The following is a 17179-nucleotide window of genomic DNA, read 5'->3' on the forward strand; positions in this document are numbered from 1 at the left end:
AACAGCCACCAGCACCAGCACCAGCACCAGCACCAGCACCAGCACCAGCACCAGCACCAGCACCAGCACCAGCACCCAAAGACTGGGGGCACAGTGATGCACCACGCAAGTGGGGCCGCACCCCTTCACAGGGTGCGGCCCCACAGTGCTCTATCGCACGCAGCACTTAGGCCGCGATGACCTCGATGTTGACCTTGGCGGCAACCTCGGGGTGCAGACGCACGGACGTCTCGTGAGAGCCCAGCGTCTTGATCGGAGCAGCCAGCTCGATACGGCGCTTGTCGACCTCGGGGCCACCGGAAGCCTTGATCGCGGAAGCGATGTCGGCCGGGGTGACGGAACCGAAGAGACGACCGGCGTCGCCGGAGCGGACAGCCAGACGGACCTTGACGGCCTCGAGCTGGCCCTTGACCTGGTTGGCCTGCTCGATGGTCTGGATCTCGTGGATCTTGCGAGCACGACGGATCTGCTCGACGTCCTTCTCGCCGCCCTTGGTCCAGCGGATAGCGAACTTCCGCGGGATCAGGTAGTTGCGAGCGTAGCCGTCCTTGACGTCGACGACGTCGCCGGCGGCACCGAGGCCAGAGACCTCATGGGTGAGGATGATCTTCATGAGTCTGTCACCCTTCCCTTAGCGCGCGGTGGACGTGTAGGGCAGCAGCGCCATCTCACGGCTGTTCTTGACGGCCGTGGCGACGTCACGCTGGTGCTGCGTGCAGTTGCCGGTCACGCGGCGGGCACGGATCTTGCCGCGGTCGGAAATGAACTTCCGCAGCATGTTCGTGTCCTTGTAGTCCACGTACGTGACCTTGTCCTTGCAGAAAGCGCAGACCTTCTTCTTCGGCTTGCGCACAGGCGGCTTCGCCATGGTGATTCTCCTGTGTGATCAAGAAGTGTGGGATACGGCCCCGTCCTCGACCGACTGACCGGTGATCCGGCCCGAGCGGTCCTAGAAGGGGGGCTCGTCCGAGTAGCCGCCACCGCCGCCGGAGCCTCCGCCCCAGCCACCACCGCCGCCGCCCTGGTTGCCACCGGCGGGAGCGCTGGTCGCCCACGGATCGTCAGCGGGAGCGCCGCCGCCCTGCTGGCCGCCACCGGGGCCTCCGCCCCAGCCGCCGCCACCCTGGCCGCCGCCACCGCCGCCGTAACCACCCTGGCCGCCTCGGCCCGCGGTCTTGGTGACCTTGGCCGTGGCGTTGCGCAGGCTGGCGCCGACTTCCTCCACGTCCAGTTCGTAGACCGTGCGCTTGACGCCCTCACGGTCCTCGTAGGACCGCTGCTTCAGCCGGCCCTGCACGATGACGCGCATGCCTCGCTGGAGCGACTCGGCGACGTTCTCCGCCGCCTGACGCCAGACCGAGCAGGTCAGGAACAGGCTTTCGCCGTCCTTCCACTCGTTCGTCTGACGGTCGAAGGTGCGGGGGGTGGACGCGACACGGAACTTCGCGACCGCCGCACCGGAAGGGGTGAAGCGCAGCTCGGGGTCGTCGACAAGATTGCCGACGACCGTGATGACGGTCTCGCCTGCCATGGGGGAACCTCTCGGCGGGTTTGCTGCTGGCTGCTGGTACTGCTACTCGAAACCCGAGATCAGCTGAGCGGGATGCTCAGTGAGTCTCGGGACGGAGGACCTTGGTCCGGAGGACCGACTCGTTCAGGTTCATCTGGCGGTCGAGCTCCTTGACGACCGCAGGCTCGGCCTGCAGGTCGATGACCGAGTAGATGCCCTCGGGCTTCTTCTTGATCTCGTACGCGAGACGACGACGGCCCCAGGTGTCGACCTTCTCGACCTTTCCGTTGCCCTCACGGACGACGGAGAGGAAGTTCTCGATCAGCGGGGAGACAGCACGCTCCTCGAGATCGGGGTCGAGGATGACCATCACTTCGTAGTGACGCATGTGGAACCCACCTCCTTCGGACTCAGCGGCCACGGTCGTTCCGTGGCAGGAGGGTTGTGATGCGTACGCAACGGTATCGGCCACCACTGACATTCGGGGTTTCCGCTGGGGATCCCCTGTCACGGCCTGGGCAGACACCGGTGCAGACGGTACACACTACCCGCACACCCGCTTCCGGTTGAAATTCGGCGGTGGCGACCGTCAATCTGTACACATCGGGTGTGTATGGCGCTACGATGCGCCGCCTTCCGCAGGAGGTGCCCCATGGCACAGACATTGCGACCCAACATCGCCGGATCCCTGTTCGCGACCGACGACAAGCCCCACCCCGTGCAGGACACGCTGCTCGCCGTGACGCTCGTCCTCGGTGCGATCTCCTTCATCACGGCGATGTTCCACCATCTTCATCTGATCAGTTCCTGGACGGGGCTGGTGGGAATCCTGACCGGCGCGTACGGGCAGTTCATCTCGGAGACGACTCGTGAGCGCTTCGGCCTGATCGTGGGTCTCGGTGCCTCGGCCGTCGGCTTCTTCCTCGGCATGGCCCACGGCGGCCTGTTCGGCGGGCTCATCGGCTGACATCTTCTCCGCGGCCGCACGGTCGGCGGGCGGTGCTTCGCACTGTCCGCCACCCCAATCGGACCAAGCGGCCGAATAGCACCGTCCTGCGGCCCGGCCGCGCATCGGCCGGGGCGCAGGTTCCATGCGGCCATTCGGCGTGCCCGCAGGGCGCAGTAGGCTTCGGCGCGAGAGCCGGAGCCCCTGTACCCATGGGGACACACCAGCCCGAGGAGCGCCCCGAATGAGCCTGACCCTGAGGACGATCAGCCGAGAGCAGCATCTGGCGTACATCCAGAGCCTGCCCTCGGCTAGCCACATGCAGGTCCCGGCCTGGGCCGACGTCAAGGCGGAGTGGCGCTCCGAGAACCTCGGGTGGTTCGACGACAAGACCGGCGAGATGGTCGGTGCCGGCCTGGTGCTGTACCGCCAGCTTCCCAAGATCAAGCGCTATCTCGCCTACCTCCCCGAGGGCCCGGTCATCAACTGGTTCGCGCCGAACCTCACCGACTGGCTGGAACCGATGCTCGCGCACCTGAAGAACCAGGGTGCCTTCTCGGTGAAGATGGGCCCGCCGGTGATCATCCGGCGCTGGGAGGCCACGTCCATCAAGAAGGGCATCCAGGACCCGGATGTGAAGCGGCTGCGCGACATCGAGGCCGACTTCATCGAGCCCCGTGCCTTCGAGGTCGCCGACAAGCTGCGCCGCATGGGCTGGCAGCAGGGGGAGGACGGCGGGGCCGGCTTCGGTGACGTACAGCCCCGCTACGTCTACCAGGTGCCGCTGGCGAACCGCTCGCTCGAAGAGGTCCACAAGAACTTCAACCAGCTGTGGCGCCGCAACATCAAGAAGGCCGAGAAGGCCGGCGTCGAGGTCGTCCAGGGCGGCTACCACGACCTGGAGGAGTGGCAGCGGCTGTACGAGATCACCGCTGTCCGCGACCGCTTCCGGCCCCGCCCGCTGTCGTACTTCCAGCGCATGTGGACGGCCCTCAACACCGAGGACCCCAACCGCATGCGGCTCTACTTCGCCCGGCACAACGGGGTGAACCTGTCCGCCGCGACGATGCTGGTCGTCGGGGGGCACGTCTGGTACTCGTACGGCGCTTCGGACAACATCGGCCGTGAGGTCCGGCCCTCGAACGCGATGCAGTGGCGCATGCTGCGCGACGCCTACGCCCTCGGCGCGACCGTCTACGACCTGCGTGGCATCTCCGACTCGCTGGACGAGACGGACCACCTCTTCGGCCTGATCCAGTTCAAGGTGGGCACGGGCGGCCAGGCCGCCGAATACCTCGGTGAGTGGGACTTCCCGCTCAACAAACTGCTCCACAAGGCTCTCGACATCTACATGTCGCGCCGCTGACCTCCCCCCGTTTTTCCTTCCATATCTCTGATACACCGCAGCCACGAGAAAGGTTCCGGGACCGGCCATGGCGCTCACGCTCTACGTCGACACCGCGCGCTGGCGGGCACACCACAAGCACGTTCAGGAGCAGTTCCCGGGACTCGTCCCCGTCTGCAAGGGCAACGGCTACGGCTTCGGGCACGAGAAGCTGGCGGAAGAAGCCACGCGCCTCGGCGCGGACGTCCTCGCCGTCGGCACGACGTACGAGGCGGCCCGGATCAAGGACTGGTTCAGCGGTGACCTGCTGGTGCTCACGCCGTACCGACGGGCCGAGGAGCCCGTCCCCCTGCCCGACCGGGTGATCCGTTCCGTGTCGTCGGTCGACGGCGTGTACGGCCTCGTGGGTGCTCGCGTGGTCATCGAGGTCATGTCCTCGATGAAGCGGCACGGCGTGAGCGAGCAGGAACTGCCCCAGCTCCACGCCGCCATAGAGAACGTGCGGCTGGAGGGCTTCGCCATCCACCTGCCGCTGGACCGCACGGACGGCTCGGACGCCGTCGAGGAGGTCATCGGCTGGATGGACCGGCTGCGCGCGGCCCGTCTCCCGCTGCACACCATGTTCGTCAGCCATCTGAAGGCCGAGGAACTCGCCCGTCTCCAGCAGCAGTTCCCGCAGACCCGCTTCCGGGCCCGGATCGGCACGCGGCTGTGGCTCGGCGACCACGAGGCGACCGAGTACCGCGGTGCCGTCCTTGACGTCACCCGGGTCGCCAAGGGCGACCGCTTCGGCTACCGGCAGCAGAAGGCGGCTTCCGACGGCTTCCTTGTGGTCGTGGCGGGCGGTACGTCCCACGGGGTGGGTCTGGAGGCCCCGAAGGCCATGCACGGCGTCATGCCGCGCGCCAAGGGCGTCGCCCGAGCCGGGCTCGCAACGGTCAACCGGAACCTTTCTCCGTTCGTCTGGGCAGGCAAGCAGCGCTGGTTCGCGGAGCCGCCGCACATGCAGGTGTCGATCCTCTTCGTGCCTTCGGACGCCCCGGAACCGCAGGTCGGCGAGGAACTGGTGGCCCACCTGCGGCACACCACCACCCAGTTCGACCGGATCGTCGACCGCTGATCCACGCCCGCCCGGACCTTCACGCGGTGACCGGGCGGGACCACAGGTCGGCACCCAGTGCAAAGGCCGTACGCGGAGAGCCCGTGTACGGCCTTTGGTGTACCTGACCTGCTCTGTTCGCTCAGGGCGAACGGTCCGCGGAGTTCTGGCTGCCCCACTCCACCAGGGGGCCCTCGAAGTCCACCGCGCGCTGCGGGGGACGGGCGGCGGCACCGTACACGTGGACGTCCTCCGCGCCGTCCAGCACGCCGCCGGACGGATCGTCGTCACCGGCGCGGCGCACCATGTCCCGCTCCGGCATGAAGATGTCGCGGACGACGATGACGCACAGGTACAGCGTGCCCAGCAGATGCGCCATGATCGCCACGTGGTAGCCCTCGGGGGGCAGTCCCTTGTGTGCCTCTCCACTGGTCGTGTACGCGAGGTACAGCCAGATCCCCAGGAAGTACACGACCTCGCACGCCTGCCAGATGAGGAAGTCACGCCAGCGGGGTCGGGCCAGCGCGGCCAGCGGAACCAGCCAGAGCACGTACTGCGGCGAGTAGACCTTGTTGGTGAGGATGAAGGCCGCCACGATCAGGAAGGCCAGTTGGGCGAAGCGTGGACGTCGTGGGGCGGTCAGCGCCAGTGCGGTGATGCCCCCGCAGACGAGGAGCATGGCGATCATCGCGTACGCGTTCGCCGTCTCGGGGGCGATCTGGATGTTCATCCGCTGCGAGACGACGAGGAAGGCAGAGCCGAAGTCGACGCCTCGTTCCTGGCTGAAGCGGTAGAACTTCGCCCAACCGTCCGGCGCCAGGAGCATCACGGGGAGGTTCACCGCGAGCCAGGCACCGACCGCGCCGAGGACCGCGGTCCCGAACTCGCGCCACTTGCCCGCGCGCCAGCACAGCACGAAGAGCGGGCCCAGCAGCAGGAACGGGTAGAACTTGGCAGCTGTGGCGAGCCCGATCAGCACGCCGAAGGCCAAGGGGCGCTGACGCGACCACATCAGCATCGCGGCCGCCAGCAGGGCCACGGCGAGGAGATCCCAGTTGATGGTGGCCGTCAGAGCGAACGCCGGTGCCAGGGCCACCAGGAGGCCGTCCCAGGGGCGCCGGCGGTGGATGCGCGCGGAGCACACGGCGATGACGGCCGCACAGACCATCAACATGCCCGCGTTGACCATCCAGTACCACTGCTCTTGTTCCTGGATGGTGCCGCTGCCCGGGGTGAGCCACGCGGCGACCTCCATGAAGACACCGGTGAGCACCGGGTACTCGAGGTACTCCATGTCGCCGGGGATCTTGTCGAAGTACGGCACAAGCCCGTCGGCGAAACCGCGCCCCTGATAGAGGTGGGGGATGTCCGAGTAGCAGGCGTGGGTGTACTGGGAGCTGGCCCCGAAGAACCAGCCGCCGTCGTAGCAGGGCAGCTTCTGCACCATGCCCAGCGCGAACATGCCGATCGCGACGAGGGCGACGACCCGTACCGGGCTCCACCACGACGTCCCGAACAGTGCACGTCGCCCGATGGGGCCGCCGATCAGCTCGCTGCCGGCCGCAGCGACCTCGTCCTCTTTGGTCGGCCGCACCGGCTCCGACTCGTCCACACTCATTCGCGTCGTCTCCGCACTGGGCATGCCGCACATCCTGCCGTACGTGCCCAGGAGTACGCCGAGGGCCGCCGCACCTCAGTGGTGCGGCGGCCCTTGTTTCACGTGAAACACCCTGTACCGGGAGAAAGAACTATCCGGCGGGTCCTCCGAAGAGTCCCCCGTTCTGATTGCCTCTCGTGTCGTCCTCCGGTGCGGTCGGGGTTGGGGTCACCCCGCCGTCCGTGCCCCCAGTCTCCGTACCGCCTGTGTCCGTACCTCCGGTGTCCTGGCAGGTCGGGTCGAACGGGTTCTTGCAGGGCTTGTCACTCGGTGTCGGCGACGGAACGGCCGGCTCACTCTCGGACGGCGACGGGGACGGCTCCGGGCTCTCCTCCGGGGTCTCCTCCGCAGAGGGAGTGGGCGTCGGGTCCGGGTCGTCGTTGACGATGACACCGATGGGCTGCGGCTCCGGGAACGCCTTCGGCGGCACGTTCTTGAGCGCGTCCTCCATGTAGTCGTGCCAGATCTCCGCCGGGAACGAGGCACCGTGGATCGTCTCCTGGCCACCCGTGCCGTACATCTCCAGGAACGTGCGGTTCTTGTTGGACTCGTCGTCGTCCATGCGGTACATGCTGATGGCGGTCGACAACTGCGGCGTGTATCCGACGAACCAGGCCGACTTGTTGCCGTCCGTGGTACCGGTCTTGCCGGCCACCTCGCGTCCGGCCAGCTGGGCCGAGGTACCGGTTCCCTTGTCGACGACGGTCTTGAGGACGTCGGTGACGTTGTCGGCGACGTCCGCGGTGAAGGCTTCCTTCGGGGCGGCGATGTCCTCGTGATCGAACTTCGTCAGGCCCTCGTACTCGACCTTGCTGACGGAGAACGGGTCGTTCTGCTTGCCGCTGGCGGCGAAGGTCGCGTACGAACCCGCCATGCGGATGGCGCTGGGGTCGGAGATACCGATCGAGAACGAGGGGAAGCTGGTGCCCGTGAGGCTGTCCTTCTTGAGGCCCGCCTCGATGGCCGCTTCCTTCACCCGGTCGAGACCGACATCCATGCCCAGCTGGACGAAGGCGGAGTTCGCCGAGACCCGCATCGCCTCACGCAGGTCGATCTGGTACTTCGGTGCGCTGCCGTACGACTCGTCGCCGTCGTTGGCCTGCAGCCACTCCTTGCCCTCTTCATTGGTCCAGACGGTGCCGTCGTAGTCCTCGATCTTGAGGTTGTTCTTGCCGCTGTAGAGGCTCTTCGGAGAGACGATGGTGCGCTCGTCCTGAGCCTGGTCCGGGTCCAGATCGGGGTTGCGCTTGCCCCAGGTCATGGCTGCCGCCAGGACGAAGGGCTTGAACGTCGAACCGACCTGCGCACCGGTCACGTCGGCGTTGTTGGTGAAGTGCTTGGTGGCGTCCTCACCGCCGTAGATCGCCTCGATGGCACCCGACTTCGGATTCACCGACGCCCCGCCGAACTGCACATGAGTGTCCGTCTCCGGACGCAGCTTGGGCTTGATGTGCTCCTTGCGCACCTTCTTCACAGCTGCCTCGAGTTCCTTGACCTTGTTCTTGTCGAAGGTCGTGTGGATCTCGTAGCCGCCCTGCTCCAACTGCTTCTGCGTGATGTCGGTGTTGTTGAGGATGTAGCCCTTGGCCGTGTCGACGAGGTAGCCGATCTGTCCACCCAACTGGGCGTTGGACCTGGGCCGCTCGATCTTGGGGAAGTTCTTGTACTTGGCCCGCGTGCCCGGCGAGAGGCGCTTGTCCTTCACCATCTCGTTGAGGATCCACTCCCACCGCTCCGTGGCCCGCTTGGTGTTCGCCTCGGGTGTGGCTGCCGGGTCGATCGACGTCGCTCCGGCCGGGTCGTAGTACGTCGCACCTTTGAGGATGCCGGCGAGGAAGGCGCACTGACTCGGGTTGAGCTTCTCGGCGTCCTGACCGAAGTACGTGCGGGCGGCCGCCTGAAGGCCATAGGCGCCACGGCCGAAGTAGGCCGTGTTCAGGTAGCCGCGCATGATGTCTTCCTTCTCGACGGAGGCGCCCACCTTCACCGAGATGAAGAGTTCCTTCACCTTGCGGGAGAGGGTCTGCGACTGGTCGTCGAGCATGGCGTTCTTGACGTACTGCTGGGTGATGGTCGATCCACCCTGCGTCTGACCGCCCTTGGCCATGTTGACGACGGCGCGGGCGATGCCCATGGGGTCGACGCCGCTGTCCGTCTCGAACGTCTTGTTCTCGGCCGACATGACCGCGTAGCGCATCGCCTTGGGGATCTTCTCGTAGGCGATGATCTGGCGGTTGACCTCACCACCCGTCGCGACCATCTGCGTGCCGTCGGACCAGTAGTAGACGTTGTTCTGCGCCGTCGCGGCCTGGGCCGGGTTGGGCACCGCGACGAGGGCGTACCCGATACCGGCGGCCGCCACGAGGCAACCGAAGAACCCGATGAAGATGGCCGTCACCTGGCGCCAGGAGGGCACCCACCGCATGGCCCCGTACTTGCCGGCCCGCGGGTAGTCGATGAAGCGCTTCTTGCCGGGAGGAGCGGGCCGTCCCCGGCCCCTGCCCGGTCCGCGTCCCGCGGGTTCGGCTGCTCTCCGGCGGCTACCGCCGGTGCCGGTACTTCTCTGTGCTGCCCTTCGGGCCGCTGCACGGCCCTCGTAGGTGGTGTCATCACCTCCCGCCCCATAGGTCTCGGAAAGTGACCCAGTGGTGCCCCGCGGTGCAGCGCGGCGGCCGGAGGGCGCCGATTGGCCGCGTCTGGCCGCGGCACGTCCGCCTCCCTGCGGCTGCGGCGGTTTGCGACGGTGCTCGCTCATCGAACGACTACTCCTCGGGCAGGCGCACCCGTGCGCGCCTGGAAACGGCGGCTGGTTTCCGGTCCCCCCGAAGTACGGATGCGGTCGTGTTGGCATTCATCCGTACCGCACCCGGGACCATGACGTGCTCTGACGTCACTCGCTTCCCGGTGGTGTGCATGCCGCACAGACTACGCACCGCCAAAACCCACTGAGCACCGAACTTCACCCCAAATCCGGCAACTTGCTTCGTACCAATCAGTGATGTGACCCCGTTCACCGTGCCCCCACTTGTCGCATACGTAGGGGCGTTCTATCGTCGTGATGTATCGAGTCGATACATCAGCTCGGCATAGTGGGTGTCGGGAGGGCCAGCGGGAGAGGGGAGGCGACGATGAGCCGGCGCTCCGGCATCCTCGAATTCGCCGTGCTCGGCCTGCTGCGCGAAGCTCCCATGCACGGCTATGAGCTGCGTAAACGACTCAACACCTCACTGGGTGTGTTCCGTGCCTTCAGCTACGGAACGCTCTACCCCTGCCTCAAGACGCTGGTCGCGAACGGCTGGTTGATCGAGGAGTCGGGGGGTGCCCAGGACGACGCTCCCGCCGCCCTCACGGGCCGCCGCGCCAAGATCGTCTACAGGTTGACGGCGGAAGGCAAGGAGCACTTCGAGGAACTGCTCTCGCAGACGGGTCCCGACGCGTACGAGGACGAGCACTTCGCCGCTCGCTTCGCGTTCTTCGGGCAGACCTCCCGCGACGTGCGCATGCGTGTCCTGGAGGGCCGTCGCAGCCGTTTGGAGGAACGGCTGGAGAAAATGCGTGCCTCCTTGGCACGCACCCGCGAGCGCCTCGACGACTACACACTCGAGCTCCAGCGCCACGGGATGGAGTCCGTGGAGCGCGAAGTGCGCTGGCTGAACGAGCTCATCGAGAGCGAGCGGGCGGGCCGTGATCTGAAGGGTCCGGCCCATGGAGACCCCGCTCGCGACACCACAGAGGGAGCGCCGGGCGCCCTGCCCCGGCCCGGGGACACCCCCAGGCCGGATGCGCCCGGCGACACCGCCACGTGAGGTCCCTGCCAGGACCCCACTCGTACACACAGGGAGCAACCGGAATGGGTTCGGTTCGCGTAGCCATCGTCGGCGTGGGCAACTGCGCCGCGTCGCTGGTGCAGGGAGTCGAGTACTACAAGGACGCCGACCCGGCGTCCAAGGTCCCCGGCCTCATGCACGTGCAGTTCGGTGACTACCACGTCCGGGACGTGGAGTTCGTCGCGGCCTTCGACGTCGACGCGAAGAAGGTCGGCCTCGACCTCGCGGACGCCATCGGCGCCTCCGAGAACAACACCATCAAGATCTGCGACGTGCCGAGCACCGGCGTCACCGTCCAGCGCGGCCACACCCTCGACGGTCTCGGCAAGTACTACCGTGAGACCATCGAGGAGTCCCCCGAGGCCCCGGTGGACGTCGTCCAGGTCCTCAAGGACAAGCAGGTCGACGTCCTCGTCTGCTACCTGCCCGTCGGCTCCGAGGACGCGGCGAAGTTCTACGCCCAGTGCGCCATCGACGCCAAGGTCGCCTTCGTCAACGCTCTGCCGGTCTTCATCGCCGGTACCAAGGAGTGGGCGGACAAGTTCACCGCGGCGGGCGTCCCGATCGTCGGTGACGACATCAAGTCGCAGGTCGGTGCCACCATCACGCACCGCGTCATGGCGAAGCTGTTCGAGGACCGCGGCGTCGTCCTGGACCGCACCATGCAGCTGAACGTCGGCGGCAACATGGACTTCAAGAACATGCTCGAGCGGGACCGCCTCGAGTCCAAGAAGATCTCCAAGACCCAGGCCGTCACCTCGCAGATCCCCGACCGGGAGCTCGGCGAGAAGAACGTCCACATCGGCCCGTCCGACTACGTGGCCTGGCTCGACGACCGCAAGTGGGCCTACGTCCGCCTCGAGGGCCGTGCCTTCGGTGACGTTCCGCTGAACCTGGAGTACAAGCTCGAGGTCTGGGATTCCCCGAACTCCGCCGGCGTCATCATCGACGCCCTGCGCGCCGCGAAGATCGCCAAGGACCGCGGTATCGGCGGCCCGATCCTGTCGGCGTCGTCGTACTTCATGAAGTCCCCGCCGGTGCAGTACTTCGACGACGAGGCGCGGGAGAACGTCGAGAAGTTCATCAAGGGCGAGGTCGAGCGCTGACCGGACGAAGCGCGGTGCGCTAAGTCCATTCGTTCTTCGGGTCGTTGAGGGTCCCCGGTTCACACACCCGGGGACCCTCCCCGTATGTGAGGCTGTGCCCCATGGCTGTCGTACGAGACCTGCGGGTGCTCCTGCGCTTCCGGGACTTCCGGCGTCTGCTCGCCGTACGACTGCTCTCCCAGGGAGCGGACGGGGTCTACCAGGTCGCGCTCGCCACCTACGTCGTCTTCTCTCCGGAGGAGCAGACGTCCGCCGCCGCCATCGCCTCGGCCATGGCCGTCCTGCTCCTTCCCTACTCCCTCGTCGGGCCCTTCGCGGGCGTCCTGCTGGACCGCTGGCGGCGCCGTCAGGTGCTGCTCTACGGCAACCTGCTGCGCGCACTGCTCGCGTCCGTGACGGCCGTCCTGATCCTGGTCCACGTTCCCGACTGGCTCTTCTACATCTCCGCGCTCTGCGTCACGGCGGTCAACCGTTTCGTGTTGGCCGGACTCTCCGCCTCCCTGCCCCGTGTGGTCGACGCGGATCGACTGGTGGTCGCCAACTCGCTCTCACCCACAGCCGGCACAGTCGCCGCGACAGCGGGCGGTGGCCTCGCCTTCGTGGTGAGGCTGCTGGGCTCGGACTCGGATGCCGTGGTGGTCCTTCTCGGCTCCGCTCTGTATCTGTGCGCGGCACTCGCTTCACTGCGCCTCGCCCGCGATCTCCTCGGCCCGGACCCCGTGTGGGTGCAGACGCGGCTGGGTGTCGCGATCACCGGCACCGCGCAAGGGCTGGTCGCGGGTGTACGACATCTCACCGAACCGCGGCGACGAGCGGCGGCGTGGGCACTCGCCTCAATGACGATGATGCGGTTCTGCTACGGCGCTCTCACGGTGACGGTGCTGATGCTGTGCCGGTACGCGTGGTCGTCATCGCCGTCCGGTACGGCCGACTCGAAGCACGGGCTCGCCCTGCTCGGTCTTGCCGTAGGGATCTCTGGGGCGGGGTTCTTCACCGCGGCCGTACTGACGCCATGGGCGACCGGATGCCTGGGGCCGGCCCGTTGGATCGTGACGTGCGCCGCGACCGCCGCCGTGCTGGAGCCCGCCCTCGGCCTGCCCTTCACGGAGCAGCCCATGCTGATCGCCGCGTTCGTCCTGGGGCTCGTCACTCAGGGAGCGAAGATCTCGACGGACACGATCGTGCAGTCCGCCGTCGACGACGCCTACCGCGGTCGTGTCTTCTCGCTCTACGACGTTCTCTTCAACGTGGCGTTCGTCGGCGCCGCAGCAGTGGCCGCGCTGATGCTTCCTCCTGACGGCCGCTCCGTCGCCCTGGTGATCACGGTGGCAGTGATCTACGGAGGCGTCGCCGTGGGCATGGCGCGCTTCGGGATGGCGGGGCAGCCGCATGAGAGCGGCTCGCGCCCCGCGGGCTAAGCCCGATGTTTCACGTGAAACCCTGGACCGGCCGGTAGAACCCCAGTGGACGCGCCCTCCTGCACAGCAGCGCGGCGCGATGTTTCACGTGAAACATCGCGCCGCTTGTGAAGCAGACCTCTCGCAAGCTAGGACATCTGAGCCCACCACTCCTTGAGCGCCGCCACCGCCTCGTCATGCTCCATCGGCCCGTTCTCTAGTCGCAGCTCCAGCAGGAACTTGTAGGCCTGCCCGATGACCGGGCCCGGGCCGACCCCCAGGATCTCCATGATCTGGTTGCCGTCGAGGTCCGGGCGGATGGCGTCCAGCTCCTCCTGCTCCTGAAGCTGCGCGATGCGCTCCTCCAGACCGTCGTACGCACGGGACAGCGCACTCGCCTTGCGCTTGTTCCGGGTGGTGCAGTCGGAGCGGGTCAGTTTGTGGAGGCGATCGAGGAGCGAGCCCGCGTCACGTACATAGCGGCGGACGGCGGAGTCCGTCCACTCTCCGGTGCCGTACCCGTGGAAGCGCAGGTGGAGTTCGACCAGACGCGAAACGTCCTTGATGAGGTCATTCGAGTACTTGAGGGCCGTCATGCGCTTCTTGGTCATCTTCGCCCCGACCACCTCGTGGTGATGGAAGGAGACCCGGCCGTCCTTCTCGAAACGCCGGGTACGGGGCTTGCCGATGTCGTGCAGCAGCGCGGCGAGGCGGAGGGTGAGGTCGGGCCCGTTCTCCTCGAGCGCGATCGCCTGTTCCAGGACGATCAGCGTGTGATCGTAGACGTCCTTGTGCCGGTGGTGCTCGTCACGCTCCAGCCGCAGCGCGGGGAGTTCGGGCAGGACATGCTGGGCGAGGCCGGTGTCCACCAGCAGGGTCAGGCCCGTACGCGGGTGCGCGGAGAGGACCAGCTTGTTCAGCTCGTCCCGCACCCGCTCCGCGGACACGATCTCGATCCGGCCGGCCATGTCGGTCATCGCCGAGACGACCTCCGGCGCGACCTCGAAGTCGAGCTGCGCGGCGAATCGAGCCGCTCGCATCATGCGGAGCGGGTCGTCGGAGAAGGACTCCTCCGGTGTACCGGGGGTGCGCAGGACACGCGCGGCGAGATCCTCGAGCCCACCGTGCGGGTCGATGAACTCCTTCTCCGGCAGCGCCACCGCCATCGCGTTCACGGTGAAGTCACGCCGCACGAGGTCTTCCTCGATGGAATCGCCGTACGACACCTCCGGCTTGCGGGAGGATCGATCGTAGGCCTCCGACCGGTACGTCGTGACCTCGATCTGGTAGCCGTCCCTCTGGGCCCCCACCGTGCCGAAGGCGATCCCGACCTCCCAGACGGCGTCGGCCCAGGGGCGCACGATCTTCAGAACGTCCTCGGGGCGGGCGTCAGTCGTGAAGTCAAGGTCGTTGCCGAGCCGGCCGAGCAGCGCGTCCCTGACCGACCCGCCGACCAGGGCCAGCGAGAACCCCGCCTCCTGGAAACGGCGGGCAAGATCATCGGCCACTGGGGCGACGCGCAGCAGTTCGCTCACCGCGCGGCGCTGCACCTGGCTCAGGGCACTGGACTGTTCGTTGGCGTTCGGCACAACAGAAAAGGGTACGTGGCCACCGCGGCGGTGGTCGCCTCCATGGAACGCGCACAACGGTTTCGCGTAGATGACCCCATCCCCGACCCCTTTGATACGCGTACATACAGGGACAGGCCGGTCTCGCCGCGCGATCTTGTGGTGCGGACCGCGGCACTTCACCTCAGCGCGCATCGTTACCATGCGTGGACGCACATTCCGACGACCACTGACGACGACGAGGACGGGCGAGCGCGTGGCCGAGGCGGCAGACTTCCAGGGGACCACTCCCTCACCTGCCCGCCGCTGGCTGGTGCGCACAGGGGCACTGATCGCCGGGGCACCGCTGCTGGCCGGCCTGCTCCAGTTCTCCGCCGCTCCACAGGCACAGGCGGCGCCGACGGCCGCGCCGACCAATGCCACCGGCACGAACACCGTCTCTGTCTCGCTCGACTCGCTCAGCCCCAGCGCGCCCACGGACGGCGACACGGTCACCGTCTCCGGTACGGTGACCAACCGGGGCAAGCAGGCGATCACGGACGCCCACGTGGGCCTGCGGGTGGGCTCGGCTCCCCTGACGACCCGCTCCTCCATCGACAGCGCGGCCAAGCGCAACGGCTTCGACCCGTTCGTCGACGGGGCGGAGGTCGGCGGGAAGTACGTGGAGACGTTCTCCAAGCTCGTCTCCGGCGTGGCCCAGCCCTTCACCATCTCGGTGCCTGTCAACAAGCTGGACCTCGGTGCGGACGGCGTCTACCAGCTCGCGGTCTCCCTCTCGGGCCAGACCTCCACGGCCCGGTACGACCAGATCCTCGGCATCCAGCGCACGTTCCTCCCGTGGCACCCCGACGAGGCGGACACGAGGACGAAGACCACGTATCTCTGGCCCCTGATCTCCTCCAGCCATCTCACTGCCGAGACCGGGCCGGGGGAGCGCCAGACGCCCACGTTCCTCGACGACGAGTTGGCCAAGGAGATCTCCGCCGGCGGCCGCCTGGAGCAGATGCTGGCGTTGGGCAAGGATCTCGACGTCACCTGGGTGATCGACCCCGACCTGCTGGCGTCGGTGGTCGCGATGACGGAGAGCTACAGCGTCCGGAGCGGAAGCACGACGGTCCCGGGCAGGAGCCAGGCGGTCGCCAAGGCGTGGCTGGCCGAGCTCGAGACCGCGGTACAAGGCAAGGAAGTGGTCGCGCTCCCCTTCGCGGATCCCGATCTGGCGTCGCTGGCGCAGAACGGCAAGGGCGTCACCGGCTCCCTCAGCCGGCTCAAGGACGCCACCGATGTCGCCGCGGACACCGTCGAGAGCATCCTGCACGTGCAGCCGAACACCGAGTTCGCCTGGCCTGCGAACGGCGCCGTCGACCCGTCCATCATCAAGGTCGCCACCTCGGCGGGCGCCGACAAGGTGATCGCCCGCAGTGACAGCCTTCAGGAGAACCGCGGCCTGTCCTACACGCCCACGGCCGCCCGCCCCATCGGTGGCGGCACCACGGCGGTCGTCGCGGACGCCCAGCTGTCCACGGCGTTCCAGCGCGACATGACGAAAGCCGAGAGCTCCACGCTGGCGGTGCAGCGGTTCCTCGCCCAGAGCCTGATGACGAACCTGCAGACCGACAAGCAGCGCAGCATCGTGATCGCCCCGCAGCGCATGCCCTCGGCCAGCCAGGCCCGGACGATGGCACAGGCCCTGACGACGCTCCAGGGCGGTACCTGGTCGCAGTTCCAGGACCTGTCCGCGGCAGCCGAGGCGAAGCCCGACCCGAACGCCAGCACCAGGATCCCGTCCGCCTCCGCGTACCCCAGGTCGCTGCGCAAGCAGGCACTGCCGAAGTCGGCGTTCCAGCAGATCCACAGCACCCAGAGCGACCTCGACCGCTTCAAGGTGATCCTCAACCGCCAGTCGCGTGTGGTCACGCCCTTCGGCCGGACCATGGACCGGGAGATGTCGACGTCGTGGCGGGGTCACGCCGCGGACGCGAGGGCCTACCGGGACGGCGTGCAGTCCTACCTCGACACACTCACCAGCCAGGTCCGGCTGATCGAGAAGTCCGAGACGAAGCTCTCGGGCCGCAGCGCCACGATCCCCGTGACCGTGCAGAACAACCTCGTGCAAGGTGTCGACAACCTGACGCTGCGCCTCACGTCGCAGCTTCCGAAGCGCCTGAAGATCGGTGACGACGACTACTACGAGCAGTCCATCGACATCTCGGGCGGGCACAGCGAGTCCGTGAAGTTCACCACCAACGCCGAGGCCAACGGCAAGGTCGACGTCGTCGCCCAGCTCTACACCAAGGACGGGCAGAAGTACGGTGCCCCGGTCGTCTTCACCGTGAGCGTCACCGAGATCACTCCCACGGTGATGCTGGTCATCGCCGGTGGGGTCCTGCTCCTCGTGCTCGCCGGCTTCCGGATGTACACCCAGCGCAAGCGCGCCGCCGCCCGCCAAGCGGCGGAGGGTGCCTCGCAGGACAAGTCCCCGGCAGAGCGCACCTCTCCGGGCGAGGAAGCGAACACCGAGCCGGCCGCTGTCGTACACACTGACGGAGTCGTACACACTGACGAAGGGGATTCCTCGGCCGAGCCCATGGCAGACGCGCCGGAGCACCCGGGTGACCCGGCCACGGACACCGCATCGGAAAACACCGACCGGTCCGGAACGGGTGAGAGAGTGGACCGTTGAGCGATTGTCGTGGCCCGTGGGCCCGGGGACGATGAGGTGGG

The 17179-nt window shown here is 67.4% G+C and carries 14 protein-coding genes; 7 read left to right on the plus strand and 7 right to left on the minus strand.

From position 1 onward, the window contains the following. Positions 1-166: 166 nt before the first annotated feature. The 4 genes from rplI to rpsF all read right to left on the minus strand — a co-directional run bounded on the left by rplI (position 167) and on the right by rpsF (position 1898). Entirely contained in the window at positions 167-613 is a 447-nt protein-coding gene (gene rplI, locus GSY65_RS18390) for a 50S ribosomal protein L9 (RefSeq protein WP_055537166.1), read from the minus strand. Between the two features lie 18 nt (positions 614-631). Continuing rightward, complete coding sequence (gene rpsR / locus GSY65_RS18395; RefSeq protein WP_003949403.1) at positions 632-868, minus strand: 30S ribosomal protein S18; 237 nt, start codon at positions 866-868, stop codon at positions 632-634. Positions 869-949: 81 nt separating this feature from the next. Beyond that, a complete protein-coding gene (locus GSY65_RS18400) occupies positions 950-1531 on the minus strand; it encodes a single-stranded DNA-binding protein (RefSeq protein WP_159769965.1) in 582 nt (193 codons plus the stop codon). Positions 1532-1607: 76 nt separating this feature from the next. Next, positions 1608-1898, minus strand: coding sequence for a 30S ribosomal protein S6 (rpsF, locus tag GSY65_RS18405; RefSeq protein WP_004950685.1), 291 nt, complete (start codon positions 1896-1898; stop codon positions 1608-1610). A gap of 264 nt (positions 1899-2162) precedes the next feature. Here rpsF and GSY65_RS18410 point away from each other — a divergent pair, with 264 nt between their 5' ends. The 3 genes from GSY65_RS18410 to GSY65_RS18420 all read left to right on the plus strand — a co-directional run bounded on the left by GSY65_RS18410 (position 2163) and on the right by GSY65_RS18420 (position 4921). Further along, a complete protein-coding gene (locus tag GSY65_RS18410; RefSeq protein ID WP_159769968.1) occupies positions 2163-2477 on the plus strand; it encodes a hypothetical protein in 315 nt (104 codons plus the stop codon). 223 nt (positions 2478-2700) lie between these two features. Continuing rightward, positions 2701-3822 (plus strand): peptidoglycan bridge formation glycyltransferase FemX, encoded by a 1122-nt coding sequence (femX, locus tag GSY65_RS18415; protein ID WP_055714666.1) that lies wholly within the window; start codon positions 2701-2703, stop codon positions 3820-3822. Positions 3823-3889: 67 nt separating this feature from the next. Then, positions 3890-4921, plus strand: coding sequence for an alanine racemase (locus GSY65_RS18420; protein WP_159769971.1), 1032 nt, complete (start codon positions 3890-3892; stop codon positions 4919-4921). A gap of 121 nt (positions 4922-5042) precedes the next feature. On the opposite strand, the gene GSY65_RS18425 is transcribed toward GSY65_RS18420, so the two are convergent. After that, on the minus strand, positions 5043-6542 hold the full coding sequence (locus GSY65_RS18425; protein ID WP_443043236.1) for a glycosyltransferase family 87 protein: 1500 nt from the start codon (positions 6540-6542) through the stop codon (positions 5043-5045). 106 nt (positions 6543-6648) lie between these two features. Then, a complete protein-coding gene (locus GSY65_RS18430) occupies positions 6649-9312 on the minus strand; it encodes a transglycosylase domain-containing protein (RefSeq protein WP_201452585.1) in 2664 nt (887 codons plus the stop codon). Between the two features lie 373 nt (positions 9313-9685). On the opposite strand from GSY65_RS18430, the gene GSY65_RS18435 reads away from it, so the two are divergent. From GSY65_RS18435 to GSY65_RS18445, 3 genes are all read left to right on the plus strand, one after another. After that, positions 9686-10363: a PadR family transcriptional regulator gene (locus GSY65_RS18435; protein ID WP_159769980.1), complete on the plus strand. Its 678-nt coding sequence runs from the start codon at positions 9686-9688 to the stop codon at positions 10361-10363. A gap of 44 nt (positions 10364-10407) precedes the next feature. Further along, complete coding sequence (locus GSY65_RS18440; RefSeq protein WP_159769983.1) at positions 10408-11490, plus strand: inositol-3-phosphate synthase; 1083 nt, start codon at positions 10408-10410, stop codon at positions 11488-11490. 101 nt (positions 11491-11591) lie between these two features. Continuing rightward, a complete protein-coding gene (locus GSY65_RS18445) occupies positions 11592-12908 on the plus strand; it encodes an MFS transporter (RefSeq protein ID WP_159769985.1) in 1317 nt (438 codons plus the stop codon). Between the two features lie 128 nt (positions 12909-13036). Here GSY65_RS18445 and GSY65_RS18450 read toward each other — a convergent pair whose 3' ends face one another. After that, a complete protein-coding gene (locus GSY65_RS18450; protein ID WP_159769987.1) occupies positions 13037-14476 on the minus strand; it encodes a CCA tRNA nucleotidyltransferase in 1440 nt (479 codons plus the stop codon). A 235-nt stretch (positions 14477-14711) separates the two neighbouring features. Between GSY65_RS18450 and GSY65_RS18455 the strand changes: the two genes are divergently transcribed. Continuing rightward, entirely contained in the window at positions 14712-17138 is a 2427-nt protein-coding gene (locus GSY65_RS18455; protein WP_159769989.1) for a DUF6049 family protein, read from the plus strand. The last annotated feature ends 41 nt before the right edge of the window (positions 17139-17179 follow it).

Source organism: Streptomyces sp. HM190 (genome assembly GCF_009857135.1).
GTDB lineage: Bacteria > Actinomycetota > Actinomycetes > Streptomycetales > Streptomycetaceae > Streptomyces > Streptomyces heilongjiangensis.